The organism is Pseudomonas sp. KH_017 (genome assembly GCF_057840285.1).
Genome location: NZ_CM174509.1, coordinates 3,999,779 through 4,021,892, shown reverse-complemented (window position 1 = coordinate 4,021,892; position 22,114 = coordinate 3,999,779). Strand labels below are relative to the sequence as shown.

Below are 22,114 nucleotides of genomic sequence, written 5' to 3'. Positions count from 1 at the left end.
GAAAAGCATGCCGATCACTGCGCAGCAATTGCTGTAGATATTCCCGAACGCCGACAAACAAGCCAGCGTTTTTGCGTCTGCGCTGAATCTGGCCATGGACCTCCCACCGGCAGGCTGTATGTGGATTAGTGGATTACGCTGTAAAGCAGGCAGCGTGAGAACACAAACGGTCTCTCATCATGGATGGATCAAGATGAAACTGATTTTGATTTTGATTGTGCTTGTTGTTGGTCTGTTGGCTTGGAAGCTTTCCCCTGAATTACAGTCCTGGGTTGAGGCTCGGCTATCGAATCCCCAAATCACCGCTACGGTAGTGGCTGCGCCGAAGCCTGTTTCGGCTCCAGTCAAATGCGATGGGCGTAAATATTGCTCGCAGATGACCTCGTGCGCAGAGGCCAAAAACTTTCTGCAAAATTGCCCAGGAATGAAAATGGACGGCGACAACGACGGAGTACCCTGTGAGGCGCAGTGGTGCCGGTGACTATTCGCCGTTCACCGGCAAGCGAGTAGGTGGATTGTGGAATTCTGATGGAGGGCGTAAGGCACGTTTGAAGGTGAGGTACGTTTTATTGGTTCACCTCGCCAGTTGCGTTACACACACTCTCCCCAGAGGTGACTGTTGGTATGAAGAGGTTCGGGGGAACGCGGCGCCCATCGGACGACAGAGGTCACCATGGCGATGCTGAGAGCTCAGTCCTCGGGATCTTCCTCTTCTTCAGGCTCACACCTGGCAATCAGTTCGGCAATGGTTTCAGCTATGAAGTCCGCATTTGCGGTGATCACGGCCAGATGATCCTCAATACGTACGGACACTTCCGAGGATCCGCGTTGTTTGATCCAAATGCCTATTTCTTCGATGGCGCAACCCAAGGCCATGATGTTCTGATTGAGTCGGCTGAGTAGGGCGGGGGTAGGATCGTCTGGTAGGGGCATGGCCGCTTCTCCTGTGTCTAAGAAAAGCGTAGCAGGTAGAAAAAAGCTCGGCGCTGTGCCGGGTAAGCGCTACCTCTTAATGGTCCCTGGTGGCAGCGGTTGCGATGGTCTATGCCTGAATTCCTATCTCACCCTGTGCAGCCTGTAACGCTCGCTCCTCGGTCAGCGGCGTTAAAATTGGCTGCGCGTTGCTGGCATGCAAGTAAAGAAAGTAGTGCCCGGAATCGTCTAGCAATACCCGGTACAGTTCTGATGGCCGAAAGTTGTTACCGATATAAATACTTTCCTTGAGAATCTCGAAAGACTTGATCCCATGCTCTCGCATTGTAGTTTCAAAGGCTTCGTAAAGACCCTCTCTGCGGCGTCGATTGTTTCGAGCATTCAGTTTGAAAAAAACCACCATCAGCACGGCATAGCTGATAAGGAGTATCACAAGGGCGCTAGTGCGCATGTGTGGAGCTCCATGTTCTCTCAATCGTTCTTCATCTCAGTGTAGGCGCGTTCCTGGTGTTTATCGCCGAATGGCAAGTGTCGCGACATTGGAGTCAGCATGACGAACGCAACCCGCTTGCGCCACGCGCTCGGCATCACCGATGTACATGCACTTTTATAAAGCGCCATGCGTAACAACGCACCAGTCGGAAGCGCCGCAAAGCGTTTTCGCCTGCGGTAGCTCCAGCGTCTCGAATGGTTGCCCTTGATCATTCGCCTTCCCTGGAAGTCGGCTCACACTTGCCGAAACGCGCCCGGACAGCAGTCGCCGTTACAATCCCCCCTGGCTCAAGAGTCAGTGTTTCCAGATAGTTGAAGCCTCTCTGTGGCTGACTGGCACAAAGGCTGCATGGCTGTCATCAGGTCCACCTGGAGAGCATTCGTGTGGACAGCCCCCTCGGTCAACGACGATCGATTGGCCGGACAGGTCGTGGGCAGCATCGGTGGATCAGGCATAGACGTCTGGTTTCAACACCGCAAAAGAACAGGCAAAGACGCCTGGAACCGAAAGGTTTCAGGCGTTTTTTTTTGCTTTTAAAACCGTGATTGGCTCGGGCTGGGTGCTTTCTATGAATTCCAATGTTGCCACGTTGAACAAGATGCAAACGCTGATCGTGATCGGTAATGGCATGGTCGGACATCATTGTGTCGAACAACTGATCGAGCGGGGAGCGCTTGAGCATTACCGGCTGCACGTCTTCAGTGAGGAGCCGATGCGCGCCTATGACCGTGTGCACCTTTCCGAGTACTTCTCCGGTCGTGATGCCGAGTCGCTGGCGCTGTCCGATGCGTCGCTTTACCAGACGCCCGGCGTTACGCTGCATCTGGGTGTGCCGGTATTGGAAATCGACCGTGTCCGTCGCCAGGTGGTCACTTCGCAAGGTTGCGTCACGTATGACAAATTGGTTCTGGCCACCGGTTCTTATCCGTTTGTTCCGCCAATCGAAGGCGCCGAAGGTCAGTCGCGCCTGGTCTATCGCACCCTGGAAGACCTCGATGCCATTCGCGCTGCGGCGGCCAATGCCCGGCGCGGCGTGGTGGTTGGCGGTGGCTTGCTGGGGCTGGAAGCCGCGAACGCGTTGAAGAGCCTGGGCCTTGAAGCCCACGTGGTGGAATTCGCGCCGCGCTTGATGCCGGTACAACTGGATGACCTCGGTGGCCAGGCGCTCAAGGCGCAGATCGAACGATTGGGCGTCGGTGTACACCTGTCCCGCGCCACTCAATCGATCAGCGCGGGCGAGCAGTACCGCTATCGCATGAATTTCGCCAATGACGAATTCCTCGAAACCGACCTGATCGTGTTTTCCGCCGGTATCCGCGCTCAAGACACGCTGGCTCGTCAATGCGCGCTGCAGATCGGTCCGCGCGGTGGCGTGGTGATCGACGACATGTGCCTCAGTTGCGACCCGAACATCTACGCCATCGGTGAATGCGCTTCATGGAACGGCAGCCTGTTCGGCCTGGTCGCGCCGGGCTACCAGATGGCGCGCAGCGTCGCGGCCCGTCTGTGCAACGAAGTCGCCGAGCCGTTCACCGGTGCCGACATGTCGACCAAGCTCAAGCTGTTGGGGGTGGATGTCGGCTCCATCGGCGACGCCCACGGCAACACCCCGGGCGCGCGCAGCTATCAATTCATCGACGAAACCAGCGCCAGCTATCGGCGCCTGGTGGTGGATGCCAGTGGCAAACATGTCCTCGGCGCTGTGCTGGTGGGTGACAACAGCTATTACGACACCTTGCTGCAATACATGCAGAACGGCATCGCCTTGCCGGCAGAACCCGCCAGCCTGATTCTGCCGTCCTCCGAAGGCGCGCCGACCCTGGGCCCGGGTGCGCTGCCCGAGTCGGCCACGGTGTGCTCATGTCATAACGTCACCAAGGGCTCCATTTGTTCGGCCATCGACGGCGGCTGCACCGACCTGGGCCAACTCAAGTCGCAGACCAAGGCCTGCACCGGCTGCGGCGGTTGCGCGGGCCTGCTCAAGCAAGTCTTCGAGCATGAACTGATTGCCCGTGGCGTCAGTGTCGACAAAAGTCTGTGCGAACACTTCGCCTACACCCGTCAGGAGCTTTATGCGCTGGTGCGGGTAGAAGGGGTGATCACCTTCGACGAACTGTTGGCCAAACATGGCCGTGGCCACACCGGTTGCGACGTCTGCAAACCGGCGGTGGGCTCGATCCTCGCCTCGTGCTGGAACCAGCCGATCATGGACACGTCGCTGGTGCCGTTGCAGGACACCAATGACACCTTCATGGCCAACATGCAGAAAAACGGCACCTATTCGGTGGTGCCGCGCATCGCCGGGGGCGAAATCACAGCCGACAAGCTGATCGCGATTGGCGTGGTGGCGAAGAAATACGACCTCTACACCAAAATCACCGGCGGGCAGCGCATCGACCTGTTCGGCGCTCAATTGCATCAGTTGCCGGACATCTGGTCCGAGTTGATCGAGGCCGGTTTCGAAACCGGGCACGCCTACGGCAAATCGACCCGTACGGTGAAGTCCTGCGTCGGCAGCACCTGGTGCCGTTACGGCGTGCAGGACAGCGTGCAAATGGCCCTGACCCTCGAGGATCGCTACAAGGGCCTGCGTTCGCCGCACAAGCTCAAGTTCGCGGTCTCCGGTTGCACCCGTGAGTGCGCCGAGGCGCAGAGCAAGGACGTTGGCGTAATCGCCACCGAGAAAGGCTGGAACCTCTATGTGGCCGGTAACGGCGGCATGCGCCCGCGCCACGCCGAGTTGTTCGCCACCGACCTCGATGACGCCACCTTGATTCGTTACATCGACCGGTTCTTGATGTTCTACATCCGCACCGCCGACAAATTGCAGCGCACCTCGGTCTGGCGTGAAAGCCTGGAGGGCGGCCTGGATTACCTCAAGGACGTGGTCATCAACGACAGCCTGGGGCTTGGCCTTGAGCTCGAATCGCAGATGCAACTGGTGGTCAACCGCTACGAATGCGAATGGGCCAACGCCCTGAAAGACCCGGAAAAGCTCAAGCGTTTTCGCACCTTCGTCAACGATCAACGCCCGGACCCGGACATCCATTTTGTCCAGGAGCGCGGTCAGCGCCGGCCGATCATGGCCGCTGAACTCCACCTTATCCCTGTCATTGAGGAGATTGCCTGATGAGCCAGTCCGATACCCAGCGCGCCTGTTCCAGTTCCTCCCTGGTCAATCCCGATGCCTGGCAAGCGGTGTGCAGCCAGGAGGATCTGGTGAGTAACTCCGGCGTCGTCGTCTGGCTCGACGGTGCACAAGTGGCGCTGTTCTACCTGCCGGCTGCCGAAGGCAAGACCCTCTATGCCATCGATAATCATGACCCGCAATCCGGGGCGAATGTCATCGGTCGCGGGCTGATCGGCAGCATCAAGGGCGATCTGGTGATTGCCTCGCCACTCTACAAACAGCATTTCCGCCTTGAGGACGGCAGTTGCCTGGAGTATCCGCAGCAGCGCCTGCGGGTCTGGCCGGTGCGCCTGAACGAAGGCCAGGTGGAGGTCGCGGTGGTCTGACCAAATGGATTTCGCCGGGGTCTGAGCGCTCATTCAATCAATGATGTATGCCAGGCTCCGGCGGAGTCGATGATCAATGACAAACAGTATCGGAGGTTCGAATGCAACGGGCGTTCTGGAAGGCATTGACCCCGGATCTGCTGGTGGATGAGCCGAAGGTGGCTGCCAGGCTTTCTACGGACCTGCCGTCGAGCGTGGTCGCCGCGCTGGGTGGGCTGGATAACCTGGCGTCGCAACAGCGCATTGCGATAACGCGAATACGGGTCCAGCTGCGTGATGTAACCCGACTGGACGAACAGGCCTTGCGTGCGGCGGGTGTGCCGGGGGTGATGGTGCTGGCGGATGGCGTGGTGCATGTATTAACCCGGTGCCCAAGGCGGGACTGACGGTCTGCGCGTGATCCGCGCAGGGTTCGCTGTCGTTCACCCGCTCGTGTCGCTGAAAGGTTCATATTAATGCAGTTCCAGTGCATTATTTTTGCACTATAGCCACCCGACGACCGCTCATGAAGCACAGGAACCCACCCATCGCGGTCAGTGCGCTCAAGGCATAGAACATCGTGGGCGCGGGGGTGTGCATCAATAGAAAGCCACAAATCACCGGGCTCAGGGCGCCACCGAGGGCCGCCAGGTTCTGCGCGCCGTAGTAACTGCCGCGCAGCTCTTCCGGGGCCAGGGTGTCGACGAAGAGGAATTCGGCCGGGTAAATGATCATTTCACCGAGGGTGAAGATGAACATCGCCACGCACCAACTCACCATGCTGTCGGCCAGGCTGAAGCCGATCAGGCCAAGGATGAACAGGCTGGTGCCCGCGGCAATCCAGTAGCGCAGCTTCTCGCGATTGAGGAATCGGCCGATCTGGTACTGCAGCAGGATCACGCTGATGGCGTTGCAGGCGAGCAGGGCGGCCATGATTTCCAGGGCGCGTTTGGAATCGTGGGTCACCAGCAGGTATTGCGACAAGTAGAGGGTGAAACGCCCGTGCACCACGGTGCTGAGCAGGCAGCCGCAAGTGAACATGATCAGGGTGCGGTCGTTTTTCAGGGTGACCAGGGTTTTCAGGAAACTCTGGGGTTGCCCAATGGCGGGTGTCTGCGCCGAATCCCCGGGAATGCCTATCATCAGGAAAATGCTGAAGAACGCGATGCCACCGGCAATCAGGAACGGTGCGATCGGATAGACCCCGGCAATCACCACGCCGAGCATGGGGCCTGTGGCATAGCCGATGTTGGTCAGCGTGTAGCGCAGGGAAAACGCCTTGGCCCGCTGGCCCATGGGCAGGTTTTCGCTGAGGATCGCTTTGGAGCCGATGAGGAACAGCGCTGACGCGGTCTCGGTGATCACCAGGGTGGCGGTGGTCAGGTAGAGATTTTCGGCAAAGGTCAGCAGCACGAAGCCGATGGCGCTGGAGAGCATCGCCAGGATCAGCAGCCGGCGCTTTTCCAGGCGGTCGATGATATAACCGCCGTAAAGAGCCAGCAGGGTGGCGATGAACACCGCGATACCGAGCAGCAAGCCAACGTCCTGTTGGTTGAGGCCCAGCTTGTTACTCAGGAACAGCGTGAGCAAGGGGCTGGTGATGGCGCGGCTGACCACGATGGTCAGTGAAACGATCATCAAGCGGCGGATAACGAGCGAGTAAGTGGCCACGGTGGTGCAAATGTCCTTATTCAGATGGTTGGTGTTCGTCGATGTACCGAGTCGCGGCCATTCGCGAGCAAGCCCGCTCCCACATTTTGAATGCATTCCCCTGTGGGAGCGGGCTTGCTCGCGAAGAGGCCGGCACAAGCAACGCAATACTCAAGCCAGCCACCGATCCAGCGAGCGAACCGATTCCAGTTCTTCAATCCGCCACAACTGCCCGAGCAGTTCCTCAACCCGCTCCCGGGACATGACCCGCGTCGCCAAACTGAAAAACTTCTCCGCGAGCAGCTCATCACTGAGCGGATTACCCGGCGCGCCCAACGGCACTTCAACGCACAGGCTCGCTTGCCGACCGTCCACGGTCCGCAGTGTCACCACGGGCTCGCCATCCTCGGACAGTAGCGGGTCCACTTCAAGGCGAATGCGTGACATCCACTGGACAATGCGTGGATCGTTGCGCGCTTGATCGTCATAGGCCTGCAATCGACAATGTCCATGTACCAGCCGTGCCGCCAGTGCATACGCCAGGCTCATCTGCGCCGCCGCGAGGGTGCCGACATCCTGGCCGCCACACATGTCCTTGAGAAAACTGCACAGCGCAACCTGTATGTCTTCGACCTGATCGACTGGCACATTCAATTGGTCGAGCAAAAGCCCCAACGCATCGATGGCCGAATGCGTGCCGCGGCACGAGGCGTAGGGCTTGATCGAGCAGCGGGCGAGTTTCCATACGGCACCGAGATCGGCATCCAGTGCTTCGGGGGTTGAGGTGGCGCTGGCAAGTGTCTGCAAAAAGCCGCCCCAGACATCTTCGAACAACTTTGTTGGACCACTGATGCCTTGCTGCGCAAACCGCGCCGCCAGCAAACCGCCTTCGGCGGCCCGGCCACTGTGCAGTTTTTTACTTTGCGAGCCGTCGTGGATGAAAGCCCACAAGCCACCGCTGAAGCTGCCGGCGATGCCCAGTGCCGACAAGGTTTGCCCGGCATTCAATCGAAAAATCCGTGCACTGGCGGCTGCCGCGCCGAACACCCCGCAGGTCGCCGTGGAGTGCCAGCCAGCGCCGTTATGGGCTGAGTAGCCGCCGCAGGCTTCGAGCACCCGGCGCCCGACTTCGTAACCAATCACCACGGCCGTGATGAACTCGCGGCCGCTCACTGGTGGCCCGGCCATCGACACCGCCGCCATGACCGCCGGCAGCACTACGGCGCCGGAGTGGTCGCAGCCACCGGTGTCGTCCAGTTCCAGGGCATGGGCGGCGATGCCATTGAGCATGGCTGCCTGAGCGGCTCCGACCCGCTGGCGAGTGCTCCAGACCAAGGTGTCGCCCGTTTCGCCTTCGAATACCTGCCGTGCCGTTTTCGCGACTTCGCTGTCTGCCCCGGCGAGGGTCGCGCCGAAAGTATCGAGGATGTGACGCTTGGCTTGTTCCACCAGAGCGGGCGGCAGGTCCTCGAACCGCGTATCCACGCAAAATTTCGCCAGTCGTTGCATGCGCTCTGTCATAGCACGTAGTCCCGATAATGCCGCTCATACACCGACGCCGGATGATCTTCAGTGACCGGCGCTGGGGATTGCGCCCACCACTGGGCGACATCAGCACCGGTAGCGATCCATACGTCATCGTGCTGCAAAATCCCTTCGAGCAACTCACGCAACACACCAATGCGCCCAGGCGTAGCGATGATTTCCGGATGCAGGCGCAACACGTAGCACAGGCCGAAGCGATGAAACCCGGCGAAGTCCATTTGCAGGTTGCCCAGGGTGTGGCTGTAGGATGCGATCCGCGATTGCGCCGGCGGCACCGCCGGGCTGAGATTGAAGGCGAAGTAGGGTTCGTCCTCCAGCTCGTAATGCAGGGGCAACTCGATCACGTCGGGCGCGGTCGGGTGAGCGAACGGCAAGTCATCACCACGCCAGGACGACGACCAGCGAATGCCTTGATCCCTCAACGCCTCGATGAAGCCCGGTGCACCGTTGCCGGCGGGGATGCGCAAACCGGTGGGACGCTGACCGGTCAGCGCCGTCAATGCCGCGCATCCTTTGGCGATGTCGGCGCTCTGCGCGGCGAGGTCGAGGGTGTCGTAGTTCTGATGGTGATACCCGGCGCAGGCAATCTCATGCCCGCCCGCCTGGATCGCACGAATATGCTCGGGGTTTTCCTCGGCGACGATACCGGGTACGAACCAGCTGCTGGAAACACCGAGCTCCTTGAACAGAGCGAGCAAACGCTCCACGCCGCGTTGGGTGCCGTAGCGCCAGACCGACAGGGTCTTGTCGCGTCCGGCAACTTGCGGGGCCTGGGTGAGAATGCCGTGGATGTCGTTGTAGTCGACGGTCAGTACCACGGCGCAGCGGTAGCCCTTGGGCCAGACAGTGGAATCAACCATGGTGATGTTCCTTCAGCCACCACTGGGCGACGTCGCGGCAGGTGGCGAACCAGACGTCGTCGCGTTGGCGCATGTGTTCGAAGAGTTTTTCCAGCAACAGGATGCGTCCTGGTTTGCCGGTGATCTTGGGGTGGAACAGGGTGGTCAGGCACAGCCCTTCATCCATGGCGCCGTCGTATTCGCGGCACCAGTTGTCCAGGGTCAGGGCGTAGCTGGCGGTGCGGTCCAGCCCCGAAGGGAAGTCCGGTGCGCGGGTATAGGCGATGGAGGCGTAGTCGTCCATTTCCCAGCGACCGGGGATTTCCACCAGCGGCGTGGCGTGCCCCGGTACATTCACCAGGTACGGCCGGTCATCGCCGCGCATGCTGCTGGAGTAAGTCACGCCGGCCTCCACCAGCATCGCCGGGGTTTCGGCCCGCCAGTCGCCGGACGGCGTGCGGAAACCTTCGGCGCGGATGTGCAGGTGCTTCCAGAACACCTCGCGGGACCGCCTCATCACGTCCTTTTGCTGTTCCAGCGTCAGGGCGTAGAAGGATTCATGTTTGTAGCCGTGATAAGCCACCTCATGCCCGCGCTCGACAATCGCCTGACACTGTTTCGGCCAGTTCTCCACGACCCAGGCCGGGACAAAGAACGTCGTCGGCAGACGGAATTCGTCGAGCAGATCGAGAATCCGCGGCAGCGCCCGGTACGGGCCATAACCGCCGAAGCCGAAATACTCGGGCTTGCGCCAGATCGAGCCGTTGAGCATGGCATCGCCGGTGGGGCCGTCGAGGTCGAAGGCCAGGGCCAGGCAGGCTTTGTGCTGGCCGGGCCAGGTGGGTTGGGAGGAGGAGGACATCGTTAGTGCTCCGACGATCTATAAACAATCACAAGACCTTGTGGGAGCGAGCTTGCTCGCGATGGCGGACTCGCAGGCGACATCAATGTTGAATGTGATGGCCCCTTCGCGGGCAAGCCCGCTCCCACAGGTATTGCATTTATCCTTGCGAACTTACTTCCCGGCGTTCACCGTCACCGTCTTGATCGCACCCAGTTCAAGATCCCACTTCTTCAGGATCGCCTGGTAACTGCCGTCATCGACCATGCTCTGCATCGCCACTTTCACCGCTTCACTCAGCTCAGGTTTTTTCTTGCTCACGCCCAGCCCGGTGAACTGCTTGGAAATCGGCAGGCCCACGGTTTTGTACATGTCCTTTTCCTGGGTCTTGAGGTACGGCAGGGTTTCGCTGCCCTGCATAGCCGCGTCGATGCGGCTCTGGCGCAGTTGCGCACGGGCATCGGCCGAGCCTTCGGTGCCGATCACGTTGATCGCAGGCTTGCCGGCGGCTTCGCAGTTGGCCTTGCTCCACTCGGCGATTTCCGCCGGGAAGGTGGTACGTCGGCTGGTGCCGACTTTCTTGCCGCACAGGTCGATGATCTCGTTGGTGTCCTTGTTTTTCTGCAAGGTGTAGAACTGCGGACCGCTGGTGAAGTAGTCGACGAAGGTCACACTGACCTGACGCTCGGCGGTGTCGGTCATGCCCGACATCACCATGTCGACGCGGTCGGTGGTCAGCGCGTTGATCATTTGCTCGAAACCGGTTTCCTGCCATTTGATCTTCACGCCCAGGCGTTCGGCCAAGGCGTTGCCCAGGTCAACGTCGAGGCCGGTGAGGGTGTTGGTGGCCGGGTCCTTGAAGTCCATCGGCGGGTAGTTCGGCATGATCGCCACAACGACCTCGCCCTTGGCCTTGATGCTGGCCGGCAATTCGGCAGCGAAGGTGAAGCCGGATGCCATAACGCCTGCGAGTACAGCTGGAATAACGAAGTTCTTCATGGTCGTTCTCTTATGAGTGTTGTGAGGCAGCTCTTGATTTGCGAGCCAGGCCCTTAGGTTCGAACGGCAGAAATGAAGCTTTGGGTGCGTGGGTTTTGCGGACTTATTAGTATTTCTTCGGGGCTTCCAGCCTCCACGATCTGTCCTTCGTCCATGAACACCATGCGGTTGGAAACCTCGCGAGCGAAGCCCAGTTCATGGGTGACGACGATCATGGTCATGCCGGTCTGCGCCAGATCGCGCATCACCGACAGCACCTCACCGACCAGTTCCGGGTCGAGTGCCGAAGTGGGTTCATCGAACAGCATCAGCTTGGGGCGCATGGCCAATGCACGAGCAATGGCGACGCGTTGTTGCTGACCACCCGACAGTTCGATCGGGTAGCTGTTGCGTTTGTCGGCCAGGCCGACGCGGGCGAGCAATTCCAGGGCTTCTTCGTGCGCCTCTTTGGGCGAGCGCTTGAGCACCTGGCACGGCCCTTCGATGATGTTTTGCAGCACAGTCATGTGCGGGAACAGGTTGAAGCGCTGGAACACCATGCCGGTCGCCAGGCGCTGACGGGCGATCTGCGACTCGTTGAGTTCGTGCAGTTTGTTGCCGGCGATGCGGTAACCCACCAGTTCGCCGTCGACCCACAGGCCGCCCTTGTCGATCTTTTCCAGCTGGTTGACGCAGCGCAGCAAGGTGCTCTTGCCGGAGCCAGACGGGCCGATGATGCACAGCACTTCGCCTTGCTCGACCTCGATGTTGATGTCCTTTAACGCGTGGAAATGGTCGTAGTACTTGTTCAGGCTCACGGCCTTGACGATGCTTCTCATGTGCGGCTCCTCAGGAACGCTTGCCGGCGCCGCGGGCGAAACGACGCTCCAGACGGCTTTGACCAAAGGACAGGACGGTGACGGTGGCCAGGTACCAGATACCGGCGACGATCAGCAGCTCCATCACGCGGGCGTTGGCGTAGTAGATGTTCTGCGCGTTGTAGAGCAGTTCCGAGTACTGGATGACGCTCGCCAGCGAGGTCATTTTCACCATGCCGATGAACTCGTTGCCCACCGGCGGAATGATGATGCGCATGGCCTGGGGCAGAATGATCCGGCGCAGCGCCTGCAGGCGCGGCATGCCGATCGACTTGGCGGCTTCATACTGCCCGGTGTCCACCGAGAGCAGGCCGGCTCGCACCACTTCGGCGGTGTAGGCACCCTGGTTGATGCTCAAGCCAAGCAGGGCCGCGACGAATGGGGTCATCAGGCTCACGGTGTCCATTTCGAACAGGCCGGGGATGCCGATGGTGGGGAAGATCAGCGCCAGGTTGAACCACAACAGCAGTTGCAGAATCAGCGGCGTACCGCGAAACAGCCAGGTGTAGATCAGCGCCACATAGCGCAGGATCGGGTTGGCCGACATGCGCATGATCGCGGTGATCACGCCGAACACGATGCCCAGCGCCATCGCCAGAACCGCCATGACGATGGTGTTGAGCAAGCCCCACATGATCGCCTGGGAGGTGAGGAACTGGCCGATGTACGACCATTCGATCTTGCCTTCGGCGAAGGCGCGCACCAGGCCGATGATCGCGATGACGATCACCGTGGCGAAGAAAATCCGCCCGTAGTAACGCCGCGGTACATGATCGTACTGGGTGATGTCGAACTGGTTTTCCGCCAGTTTGCGCTCCGCCTGGAGTCGTTCTGCCTGTGTCTGGCTCATGTTGGTTCTCCGAATGCTGGTATTTCAGGTCAAACACAATCCCTGTGGGAGCGGGCTTGCTCGCGAATGCGGTGTGTTATTCAACATTGATGGGGACTGACACTCCCTCTTCGCGAGCAAGCCCGCTCCCACATAGAGTCAGAGGCGAAAGCCCTGATAGTCCTCGGTCCATAACTGCTGGGCGGCGAGGGCGGTTTTCAGGCGGCCGATCTGTTCGCGCACCTGTTGTGGCGCGGTCCCGCCCCAGCCGCTGCGGGCGGCGATGGCGGCTTCGAGGGTCAGGCTTGCGCGTACTTCCGGTGTGAGGCGCGGGTCGATTTCCGCCAGCAGCGCCGGGGAGGCTTCCCACAATTCGATGTCGTGTTTCTCGCAGGCCTGGACCAACGCACCGGTGATTTCGTGAGCTTCCTTGAACGGCACGCCGCGCACCGCCAGCCAGTCGGCGACTTCGGTGGCGAGGGTGAAACCCAGCGGTGCCTGGCGACGCAGCTCTTCGACGTTGACCGTCATGGTCGCAACCATTCCGGCCATGGCCGGCAGCACCAGCAGCAGGGTGTCGACGCTGTCGAGCACACCGTTTTTGTCTTCGCTCAAGTCGCGGTTGTAGGACAGCGGCAGGGATTTGAGGGTGGACAACAGGCCGGTCAGGTTGCCGATCAGGCGACCCGCCTTGCCCCGCGCCAGTTCGGCGATGTCAGGGTTTTTCTTCTGCGGCATGATCGAGCTGCCGGTGGCGTAGGCATCGTCCAGCGCGACCCAGCGGAATTGCCGCGACGACCACAGGCAGAACTCTTCGGCGAGGCGCGAGATGTTGATGCCGAGCATGCTGGCGATGAACAGGAACTCGGCGACGTGATCGCGGCTGGCCACGGCGTCGATGGAGTTTTCGCAAACACCGCTGTAGCCCATTTCTTTCGCCGATTGCTGAGGTAAACGAGCGATAGCCGAGCCAGCCATGGCCGCCGCACCGAGTGGCGACAGCGAAGTGCGCGCGTCCCAGTCCACCAGGCGCTGCACGTCGCGCAGCATCGACTGGGCGTGGGCCAGCAGGTGATGAGCAAACACGATCGGTTGTGCCTGCTGCAGGTGGGTGAAGCCGGGGCAGATGCTCTCGATGTGTTGCTCGGCCTGGTCCACCAGCGCCTGCTGCAAGCCCAGCACTTCAACGGCCAGGGTGCGCACGTGGTCACGCAGGAACAGCCGCAGGTCGTTGGCCGTCTGGTCGTTGCGCGAACGACCGGCGCGCAGCTTGCCACCGAGGGTGCCAAGGCGTTCGGTCAGCAGGCGCTCGATGAAGGTGTGGACGTCTTCGTCGTCCAGGGTCGGGGCGATGCTGCCGGCGCGGAAGTCAGCGCCGATACGTTCCAGGGCGTCGAGCATGGTCTGGGTTTCTTGTTCGCTCAGCAGTCCGGCGCGCTGCAGTTCCCGGGCATGGGCCTTGGAGCCGGCGAGGTCGTACGGGGTGAGCCGGAAGTAGCGCTCAGGGCAACGGGACAGGGCCGCCAAGGCTTCGCAAGGGCCGCTTTTGAAGCGAGCACCCCAGAGACGGTCGGTGGTTTGAGACATTGTTGTTTTCCTCGTCGGTAACGCGAACTGAAATGGGTATGCCGGGCCGCAACGTCGCTAAAAAGTCAGCGAACGAAATCAGGCCAGAGCAGTTTTCAAGAGGGCAGTTGCTTCGGTGCGAGAGCTGATCGAAGTGTCAGCTTTTAATGTTTTGAGATCAGTGATTTGGCACTGATGTTCGGGATTTATTGGCGGTTGCCAAGCCTGGTTTTCTGTGTTCATTATTATTAGGCCAGCTATGTTTTTGTTGTTGGGCACAGATTGTTGAATAGGGCGCCAGAGGTAAATAAGCATTATGGAAACCCCACTTTCCAATTCCGGAAACCCGCCGCCGAAAACGCTGCAACGGGCACCGTTAGCCCTCAGTGGGCTGGACTTCAAACTGCTCAAAGTGTTCAAGGCCGTGGTCGAGGCAGGAGGCTTCAGTGCCGCGCAAAATGAGCTGAATGTGGGGCTGGCAGCCATCAGTAAACAGATTTCCGACCTGGAAATCCGTATCGGCATGCGCCTTTGCACGCGGGGGCGAGAGGGCTTTCACCTGACGGAAGAAGGGCGTCTGGTGTATCAGGCGTCGATAGACTTATTTGCCTCGGTCGACAACTTTCGCGACCGCCTTAGTTCAGCGCAAAACGAACTTGTCGGTGATCTTGGCGTGGGGGTTATTGATAACACTATCTCTGACGCCAATTCGCCGTTAGTTGCCGCACTTAGACGTATAAATGAACAATCTCCCAAGGTTAGATTTCAACTTCAGGCAACGCAGCTTGATGAGGTTGAAAGAGGTGTCGTCGAGGGGCGGTTGGTGGCGGGAATTGTGCCGGTTTATCAAAAACGCGAAGAGTTCGATTACTACGAGCTATACGAAGAACGCTCGGAGGTTTATTGCGCGCTCGGCCACCCACTGTTCTCCATGGCGGACGCGGACATGGGGGGTAATGTGCTCAAGGATTACGAGTGCATCAACCATCGCTACGCGATTCATCGCGACAAACTGAAATTTGCCCACTACGACAGCTTTTCCGCCTCGGCCACCCAGGTGGAGGCCGTTGCGCTGCTGATCAAGACGGGTCGTTTCCTGGGGTTCCTGCCCCAGCATTACGCCGCACCGATGGTGGCGCGGGGAGAGTTTCGCGCGGTGCGCCCGGACCTGATCAACATCGTCACGCCGTTCAGTCTGATCCTGCGCCATAACACTGTGCGCAGCCCCTTGGTGAAGGCATTTGCCCAGGCACTGGGCGTGGATTTAAAAGCCTCGGTTTGATTGTTCACCGCGTTGAACACCAACTAACGAACACTGGCGGCCAATGGGGATGATTGGACCAGGCTTAAGGCTTCAGCACTTGCAGCAACACGAAATCGTTTTTATCGAAACGTCCGCTCAATACTGCTTGTAGAGTTCCCAATGCCGTGCCGTGAAGAGCGCGATAATCGCTGAGATCCATCATCACACAAGCAAGCGCCGCAACACTTTCCAGTCCCAGGAACGATTGGCTGAAGACTGGTTGCAAGTCCTGGGATATTGACCATGAACTTGATCACCTTGGTGTCCTTATCCGGCCACGCTCTCCCGCGGTGAAGCGCAACGCGTGGCCCCGGCCGGTGATACCCCGGTGCTTGCGGCTGCCACCGACGGAATCGAATTTCGCAGGGATCAGCTGTGAACAGGTACAGGCTCCACAGACTTTCGCCCGGCGTCCATCCTGCTACCGCCTATTGGCGGTAGCCTTATCGGCGATCAAACCTCGCTGATATTGACCCAGCGCTGTTCCCGCGCCGCCAATCGAATCGCCGTCGCCAGCCGCTCCACTTCCAGGGCTTGCTCGAAGTCGGTGCCGGCTTGTCCTTGGCCGGCCAAGGCCATGATCAACTCCTGCACTTCGAGCGTCTTCAACTCGTTGTAGCCCAGCTGATGCCCCGGCGCGGGACTGAACGCTGCATATCCGGGCAGGTTCGGCCCGGCCAGTAAGCGCTGGAAGCCGTCCTGGCCGACACGGCACAGGCGTAACTCATTCAAGCGCTCCTGATCGAATGACAGGGTCCCTTGGGTGCCACTGATCTCGAAACTCAGGTGATTCTTGTAGCCGTGCTTGAGCCAACTGCTGCTGAAGGTGCCACGCGCGCCGCTGGCAAAGCGCAGTAACGCATGGGCCTGGTCGTCGACGGCAATTGTGCGTTGTTCCTGGCTACCGGCTGTGGCCGGGCGCTGGCGGTGCACGGTCTGGGAATCGGCGCACACCGCTTCGACATTGCCGAGCAGATAGCGCGCCATGCCCAGCAAGTGGCTGCCCAGGTCCGCCAGCGCGCCACCGGCATGTTCGGCCTCACAGCGCCACGACCAGGGGGACGCTGGATCGGCCATGAAGTCTTCGCTGAATTCGCCTTGAAAGCTGATGATCTCACCGAGTTTGCCGCTCTGAATCAACTCCCGTGCCAGGCCGATGATCGGGTTGTGCTGGTAGTTGTAGCCGACACGGGTGACCACGCCCGCATCCTTGGCCGCCAGGTGCATGGCGTTGGCCTGTTCGAGGTTCACCGCCAGCGGTTTTTCGCAGTACACCGGTTTGCCAGCGGCAAGCGCGGCCATGGCCATCGGGTAGTGCAGGTGGTTGGGGGTGGTGATGGCGATCAGGTGGACCTTGGGGTCGTCGATCAATTGCTGCCAGTCGCCATAGGCCTGCTCAAAGCCCCAGGCAGTGGCGCATGCCTGGGCACGAACGGGATCGGCGTCGGCCAGGGCGGCGAGGCGAAGCGTGAAGGGCAGTTCGAATGCTGCGCTGACGTTGCGAAAGGCCAGGGCATGGGCACGCCCCATGAAACCCGTGCCGATAAGTCCGATTCCGAGTTCGCGCATGACAGGATCCTTTGGTTTTTGTTTTCAGGAAGCCCGTTTATAGAATAAAAATTCCTTTTCATCAATTATGGAATAAATATTTACATGCAGCCGCTGAGCGCTCGCGTGCAAACGTGGGAGTTCTTCGCTGCGCGCGGCGCCGTAACGCCAGTGTCTCGGTCAGTCTTCGAACCCGACCTGCTCGTGAATCTCATCGACTTTCAATTCCAGTCGATAAGCCACGGCGATAAACAGCGCCTGGCACAGGCACAAGGTCGCACTCAACGAGCGGAAGGCAAACGAGCTGCCTTCGTTGACCAGCAGCACGGTGTTGGCGCGCTTGGCCAAAGGCGAAAGGTTACTGTCGGTGATGATCAGGGTTTTCGCCTGATGATGCTGGGCGATGCGCAGGCAGTGCTGGGTTTCCTTGCCGTACGGCGTGAAGCTGATGGCGATCACCAGGTCATTGGCGCGCACGCTGCGCATCTGCTCGCGGTAACTGCCGCCGAGCCCCGATACCAGATGGATGCGCTTGTTGGTGTGTTGCAGGTTGTAGACCAGGTAATCGGCCACCGCGAACGAGCGGCGTACCCCGACCACGTAGATGTTGTCAGCGTTGACCACCAGATCCACGGCCTTGTCGAAGGCCTGATCATCGAGTTCCAGCCCCAGCCGTTCGATGCCCGACAGGGTGGCGTCGATGCATTCGCGCGCCAGGTCGCCGCCGCTGGCCTTCTGCGACTTGTTGGCGATCATGCTGCGAATGCGCTGCTGGTAGTTCTGCACCGGCGTGGTCTTGTGGGTATACGCCTCGCGAAACAGCGCCTGCATTTCGCTGAAGCCGCTGAAGCCGAAACGCTGGGAAAACCGCACGATGGCCGACGGGTGCACTTCGCATTCGCGAGCGATGTCGCTGATGCGGTCGACCATGATCCGGTCGCTCTGCTGGCTCATGTAGCTGGCGATGCGTTTGAGCTGGCGCGGCAGGCTTTCGTATTCATCGGTGATCAGCTGCAGCAGACGCTCGGCATTGATCGGGGGGCTGGTGAGATCGCTGTCGGGCGTGCTCTCGGTCGTAGCCGGCTGATCGGTGCGGGACATTGGGGAATCCTTCTGGCTTGTTCTTATAGGGACGATTTTTCACCTCGTCCCCTGACAATAGGTTGGCTGTGCGCAGTCTACAGGGTAGGCCCGAATAAAATCTTGAGCTTGCAGCAGTGTGAAGCTTGCTGAAACGATGCACTGCTTCTGGAACGCATGTGCCAAAGCTTATTGGAAAATATATTCCATGTAAAAAATATTTGGAATAATTATTGATTGTTCGGTCCCGGTCGTTTTAGTCTGCATCCACCAAGAGTGTTCGGTACGGCCATCGCCCCGAACGCAGGCTGATAAAAATAACAGGAGCCAGCATGGGCCAGACTCGTTTTGCCAGTGGGCGTCAATTGGATCTGATTTGCCTGGGGCGCCTAGGCGTCGACCTCTATGCGCAGCAAGTCGGGGCGCGGCTGGAGGATGTAAGCAGCTTTGCCAAGTACCTCGGCGGCTCGTCCGCCAACATCGCCTTCGGCACCGCGCGGTTGGGGCTCAAGTCGGCGATGCTGAGCCGGGTAGGGGACGACCATATGGGGCGCTTCCTCGTGGAGTCCCTGACCCGTGAAGGCTGCGATGTCAGTGGCATCAAGGTCGATCCGGAGCGCCTGACCGCCATGGTCCTGCTGGGTCTCAAGGACCGCGAAACCTTTCCCTTGGTCTTCTATCGCGAAAACTGCGCCGACATGGCACTGCGGGCCGAAGACATCAGCGAAGCCTTTATCGCTTCCAGTAAAGCCTTGCTGATCACCGGCACGCATTTCTCCACCGACGGTGTGTACAAGTCGAGCATCCAGGCCCTGGACTATGCACAGAAGCACAACGTCAAGCGGGTGCTGGACATCGACTACCGCCCGGTGCTCTGGGGGCTGGCCGGCAAGGCGGACGGTGAGACCCGTTTCGTCGCCGACCAGAACGTCAGCCAGCATGTGCAGAAAATCCTTCCGCGTTTCGACCTGATCGTCGGCACTGAAGAAGAATTCCTGATTGCCGGTGGTGCCGAGGATTTGCTCACTGCGCTGCGCAATGTCCGACGCCTGAGCGCGGCGACCCTGGTGGTCAAGCTCGGCCCGCAAGGCTGCACGGTGATTCATGGAGAGATCCCGACCCGTCTTGAAGACGGTGCGATTTATCCCGGCGTGCGTGTGGAAGTGCTTAACGTGCTGGGGGCCGGCGATGCCTTCATGTCGGGCTTCCTCAGCGGTTGGCTGGAGGACGCCAGCGATGAGCACTGCTGCCAGTTGGCCAATGCCTGCGGCGGCCTGGTGGTGTCGCGCCATGCCTGCGCCCCGGCGATGCCGACCCGCGCCGAACTGGATTACCTGTTCAACAGCCCGGTGCCGATTACCCGTCCGGACCAGGACGCGGTGTTGCAGCGGCTGCATCAGGTCAGCGTGCCGCGCAAACAGTGGAAGCAACTGTTCATCTTTGCCTTCGACCATCGTTGGCAACTGGTGGAACTGGCGCAAAAGGGCGGCCGTGACCTCAACGTCATCTGCGAACTCAAGCAACTTTTTATCCAGGCCGTGGAGCGGGTCGAAGCCGATTTGCGCGAGCAAGGCATCGACGCCGATGTCGGGCTGCTGGCCGATCAACGTTTCGGCCAGGACTCACTGAATGCTGCCACCGGTCGTGGCTGGTGGGTGGCGCGGCCGGTGGAAGTCCAGGGTTCGCGGCCATTGGCCTTCGAACACGGTCGCTCTATTGGCAGCAACCTGATTGCCTGGCCGCAAGAGCAGATCATCAAGTGCCTGGTGCAATTTCATCCCGACGACGAGCCGTTGCTACGCCTGGAACAGGAAGCGCAGATCAAGGGTTTGTATCAGGCGTCCCAAGTCAGCGGTCATGAACTGCTGCTGGAAATCATCCCGCCCAAGGATCACCCCTCGGCCCACCCGGACGTGCTGTATCGCGCCCTCAAGCGCCTCTACAACCTGGGCATCTACCCGGCGTGGTGGAAGATCGAAGCGCAAAGCGCCGAGGAGTGGCAGCAACTCGACGAACTGATCCAGGAGCGTGATCCGTACTGCCGAGGCGTGGTGCTGCTGGGCTTGAATGCCCCGGCATCAGCGTTGGCCGAAGGCTTTCAACAGGCCAGCCAGAGCCAGACCTGCCGCGGGTTCGCCGTGGGCCGGACGATTTTCCAGGAGCCGAGCCGTGCGTGGTTGGCCGGGGAAATCGACGATGAGACGCTGATTCGTCAGGTGCAGGGCACCTTTGTCGAATTGATCGATGCCTGGCGCAGGGCCCGCGCATGACGTGACACCGCAGTTCAAATGTGGGAGCGGGCTTGCTCGCGAAGGGGGCCTGACAGTCAACGTTGATGTCGCCTGACACACCGCTTTCGCGAGCAAGCCCGCTCCCACAGGGTTCCGTGTCGTTCTTACTGATGTGTGTAAAACAATAAAAGGTGCAGCCATGCCCGCTATCCGAATTGGCATCAACCCGATCTCCTGGAGCAACGACGACCTGCCGTCCCTCGGTGGCGAGACGCCATTGAGCACCGCTCTCGGCGAAGGCAAGGAAATCGGTTACGAAGGTTTTGAACTCAACGGCAAATTCCCCAAGGACGCCAAAGGCGTCGGCGACGCGCTGCGGCCCTATGACCTGGCGTTGGTGTCCGGCTGGTACTCCAGCCGTCTGGCGCGGCGTTCCGTGGCCGAGGAAATCGACGCCATCGGCAGTCATGTCGAGCTGCTGGCGAAGAACGGCGCCAAGGTGCTGGTCTATGGCGAGGTCGCGGACTCCATCCAGGGCCAGCGCATTCCTCTGGTCGAACGCCCGCGCTTGCACACCGAACAGGCCTGGCAGGAGTACGCCGACAAGCTCACCGAACTGGCGCGCTTCACCCTGTCCCAGGGCGTGCGCCTGGCCTATCACCACCACATGGGCGCCTACGTCGAATCCCCGGCGGACATCGACAAGTTGATGGCCCTGACCGGCAGCGAAGTCGGCCTGCTGTTCGATTCGGGCCATTGCTACATGGGCGGCGGCGAACCCTTGCAGGTGCTGCGCAAACACATCGAACGCATCTGCCACGTGCACTTCAAGGACGTGCGCAAACCGGTGGTGCAGCTGGCGCGCAACAACCTGTGGAGCTTCCCGGACTGCATCATCAACGGCACCTTCACCGTGCCCGGCGATGGTGATATCGACTTCGGCTCATTGCTCGACGTGCTGCTGGCCGCCGATTACCACGGCTGGCTGGTGGTCGAAGCCGAGCAGGACCCGGCGGTGGCGCCAAGTTATGTCTACGCGAAAAAAGGCTACGACACCTTGCGTGCGTTGCTCGACGAGAGGATCGCGTCATGAGCCTGCTGGTCAAAAGCAACGCCCGCGGCCGCACCATGGTCGAGTTGGGTAACGGTGAGCTGGAATACGTTGGCTTCGCCGCCTACCGCTTGAGCCTGGGCGAAACACTGCCGGTCTCTGCGGGTGATAAAGAACTGTGCCTGGTGCTGCTCAGTGGTCGGGTCAGCATCAAGGGCGAAGCGCCGGGGCAGGGCGCGTTCGACTGGGACAACATTGGCGATCGGCAGTCGGTGTTCGAAGACAAGTCTCCGTTCGCCGCGTACTTGCCGCCTGGCAGTCAGGCCCAGGTGGTCGCCCTGAGTGATGTGCAAATCGCCGTGTGCGCTGCGCCTGGTTCGACCAGCGAAACCCTCGGCCCACGTTTGATCAAACCCGACACGATGAAGCGCAGCGTGCGCGGCAAGGGCGCCAACACCCGTTACGTCTGCGACATCCTGCCAGACACCCAGCCCGCCCATTCACTGCTGGTGGTCGAAGTGCGCACGCCGTCCGGACACTCCTCGAGCTATCCACCGCACAAGCACGACACCGACGACCTGCCGCACCAGAGCTTTCTCGAAGAAACCTATTACCACCAGATCAACCCGCCCCAGGGCTTCGTGTTCCAGCGGGTGTACACCGACGATCGCAGCATCGATCAGGCCATGGCCGTGGAAAACAGCGACCTGGTGGTCGTGCCCAAGGGTTATCACCCGGTCAGTGTGCCGTACGGCTACGAGTCGTATTACCTGAACGTGATGGCCGGCCCGAAACGCGTCTGGCAGTTCCATAACGATCCGCAGCACAGTTGGCTGCTTGATCTGTGAACTGAA

At 60.2% G+C, this 22,114-nt stretch carries 21 protein-coding genes; 8 read left to right on the top strand and 13 right to left on the bottom strand.

Features of this window, described 5'->3' with window-relative positions:
• Positions 1–199: 199 nt before the first annotated feature.
• On the top strand, positions 200–481 hold the full coding sequence (locus AC3IT6_RS18310; protein ID WP_489356604.1) for an excalibur calcium-binding domain-containing protein: 282 nt from the start codon (positions 200–202) through the stop codon (positions 479–481).
• Between the two features lie 209 nt (positions 482–690).
• Here AC3IT6_RS18310 and AC3IT6_RS18305 read toward each other — a convergent pair whose 3' ends face one another.
• The 3 genes from AC3IT6_RS18305 to AC3IT6_RS18295 form a co-directional block, all read right to left on the bottom strand.
• The gene (locus AC3IT6_RS18305) at positions 691–933 is read right to left on the bottom strand and encodes a hypothetical protein (protein ID WP_489351737.1); all 243 of its coding nucleotides are present in this window, start codon (positions 931–933) and stop codon (positions 691–693) included.
• 109 nt (positions 934–1,042) lie between these two features.
• Positions 1,043–1,384 (bottom strand): hypothetical protein, encoded by a 342-nt coding sequence (locus AC3IT6_RS18300; RefSeq protein WP_489351735.1) that lies wholly within the window; start codon positions 1,382–1,384, stop codon positions 1,043–1,045.
• Between the two features lie 20 nt (positions 1,385–1,404).
• Positions 1,405–1,638: a hypothetical protein gene (locus AC3IT6_RS18295; RefSeq protein WP_489351733.1), complete on the bottom strand. Its 234-nt coding sequence runs from the start codon at positions 1,636–1,638 to the stop codon at positions 1,405–1,407.
• A gap of 356 nt (positions 1,639–1,994) precedes the next feature.
• Between AC3IT6_RS18295 and nirB the strand changes: the two genes are divergently transcribed.
• The 3 genes from nirB (at position 1,995) to AC3IT6_RS18280 (ending at position 5,328) form a co-directional block, all read left to right on the top strand.
• Positions 1,995–4,556 carry a nitrite reductase large subunit NirB gene (gene nirB / locus AC3IT6_RS18290; protein ID WP_489351731.1) on the top strand — a complete coding sequence of 854 codons (2,562 nt, stop codon included), beginning with the start codon at positions 1,995–1,997 and terminating at the stop codon, positions 4,554–4,556.
• Entirely contained in the window at positions 4,556–4,942 is a 387-nt protein-coding gene (gene nirD / locus AC3IT6_RS18285; RefSeq protein ID WP_489351729.1) for a nitrite reductase small subunit NirD, read from the top strand. The genes nirB and nirD overlap by 1 nt, the downstream gene beginning before the upstream one ends.
• Positions 4,943–5,043: 101 nt before the next feature.
• Positions 5,044–5,328 carry a PTS sugar transporter subunit IIB gene (locus AC3IT6_RS18280; protein ID WP_489351727.1) on the top strand — a complete coding sequence of 95 codons (285 nt, stop codon included), beginning with the start codon at positions 5,044–5,046 and terminating at the stop codon, positions 5,326–5,328.
• Between the two features lie 85 nt (positions 5,329–5,413).
• On the opposite strand, the gene AC3IT6_RS18275 is transcribed toward AC3IT6_RS18280, so the two are convergent.
• From AC3IT6_RS18275 to argH, 8 genes are all read right to left on the bottom strand, one after another.
• Entirely contained in the window at positions 5,414–6,592 is a 1,179-nt protein-coding gene (locus tag AC3IT6_RS18275; protein WP_489351725.1) for an MFS transporter, read from the bottom strand.
• 150 nt (positions 6,593–6,742) lie between these two features.
• Positions 6,743–8,092, bottom strand: coding sequence for an MmgE/PrpD family protein (locus tag AC3IT6_RS18270; RefSeq protein WP_489351723.1), 1,350 nt, complete (start codon positions 8,090–8,092; stop codon positions 6,743–6,745).
• Positions 8,089–8,976 carry a polysaccharide deacetylase family protein gene (locus AC3IT6_RS18265; RefSeq protein ID WP_489351721.1) on the bottom strand — a complete coding sequence of 296 codons (888 nt, stop codon included), beginning with the start codon at positions 8,974–8,976 and terminating at the stop codon, positions 8,089–8,091. The genes AC3IT6_RS18270 and AC3IT6_RS18265 overlap by 4 nt, the downstream gene beginning before the upstream one ends.
• Positions 8,969–9,817 (bottom strand): polysaccharide deacetylase family protein, encoded by an 849-nt coding sequence (locus AC3IT6_RS18260; protein WP_489351719.1) that lies wholly within the window; start codon positions 9,815–9,817, stop codon positions 8,969–8,971. Before AC3IT6_RS18260 ends, AC3IT6_RS18265 begins: the two co-directional genes overlap by 8 nt.
• 153 nt (positions 9,818–9,970) lie before the next feature.
• A complete protein-coding gene (locus tag AC3IT6_RS18255) occupies positions 9,971–10,795 on the bottom strand; it encodes an ABC transporter substrate-binding protein (protein WP_489351717.1) in 825 nt (274 codons plus the stop codon).
• A gap of 53 nt (positions 10,796–10,848) precedes the next feature.
• Positions 10,849–11,613, bottom strand: a complete 765-nt coding sequence (locus AC3IT6_RS18250; RefSeq protein WP_150727267.1) for an amino acid ABC transporter ATP-binding protein — start codon at positions 11,611–11,613, stop codon at positions 10,849–10,851.
• A gap of 10 nt (positions 11,614–11,623) precedes the next feature.
• Complete coding sequence (locus AC3IT6_RS18245; protein ID WP_150727268.1) at positions 11,624–12,502, bottom strand: amino acid ABC transporter permease; 879 nt, start codon at positions 12,500–12,502, stop codon at positions 11,624–11,626.
• Between the two features lie 138 nt (positions 12,503–12,640).
• Complete coding sequence (argH, locus tag AC3IT6_RS18240; RefSeq protein ID WP_489351714.1) at positions 12,641–14,068, bottom strand: argininosuccinate lyase; 1,428 nt, start codon at positions 14,066–14,068, stop codon at positions 12,641–12,643.
• Positions 14,069–14,363: 295 nt separating this feature from the next.
• Here argH and AC3IT6_RS18235 point away from each other — a divergent pair, with 295 nt between their 5' ends.
• The gene (locus AC3IT6_RS18235) at positions 14,364–15,329 is read left to right on the top strand and encodes a LysR family transcriptional regulator (RefSeq protein ID WP_150727270.1); all 966 of its coding nucleotides are present in this window, start codon (positions 14,364–14,366) and stop codon (positions 15,327–15,329) included.
• Between the two features lie 474 nt (positions 15,330–15,803).
• Here the strand turns inward: AC3IT6_RS18235 and AC3IT6_RS18230 are convergent, their stop codons facing one another.
• Together AC3IT6_RS18230 and AC3IT6_RS18225 are read right to left on the bottom strand one after the other, a co-directional pair.
• Positions 15,804–16,919 (bottom strand): Gfo/Idh/MocA family protein, encoded by a 1,116-nt coding sequence (locus tag AC3IT6_RS18230; RefSeq protein WP_489351712.1) that lies wholly within the window; start codon positions 16,917–16,919, stop codon positions 15,804–15,806.
• Between the two features lie 159 nt (positions 16,920–17,078).
• Complete coding sequence (locus AC3IT6_RS18225; protein WP_150727272.1) at positions 17,079–17,999, bottom strand: MurR/RpiR family transcriptional regulator; 921 nt, start codon at positions 17,997–17,999, stop codon at positions 17,079–17,081.
• Between the two features lie 311 nt (positions 18,000–18,310).
• Between AC3IT6_RS18225 and AC3IT6_RS18220 the strand changes: the two genes are divergently transcribed.
• The 3 genes from AC3IT6_RS18220 (at position 18,311) to iolB (ending at position 22,108) form a co-directional block, all read left to right on the top strand.
• Positions 18,311–20,248, top strand: a complete 1,938-nt coding sequence (locus tag AC3IT6_RS18220; RefSeq protein WP_489351709.1) for a bifunctional 5-dehydro-2-deoxygluconokinase/5-dehydro-2-deoxyphosphogluconate aldolase — start codon at positions 18,311–18,313, stop codon at positions 20,246–20,248.
• A gap of 160 nt (positions 20,249–20,408) precedes the next feature.
• Entirely contained in the window at positions 20,409–21,302 is an 894-nt protein-coding gene (iolE, locus tag AC3IT6_RS18215; protein ID WP_489351707.1) for a myo-inosose-2 dehydratase, read from the top strand.
• On the top strand, positions 21,299–22,108 hold the full coding sequence (gene iolB / locus AC3IT6_RS18210) for a 5-deoxy-glucuronate isomerase (RefSeq protein WP_489351705.1): 810 nt from the start codon (positions 21,299–21,301) through the stop codon (positions 22,106–22,108). The genes iolE and iolB overlap by 4 nt, the downstream gene beginning before the upstream one ends.
• The last annotated feature ends 6 nt before the right edge of the window (positions 22,109–22,114 follow it).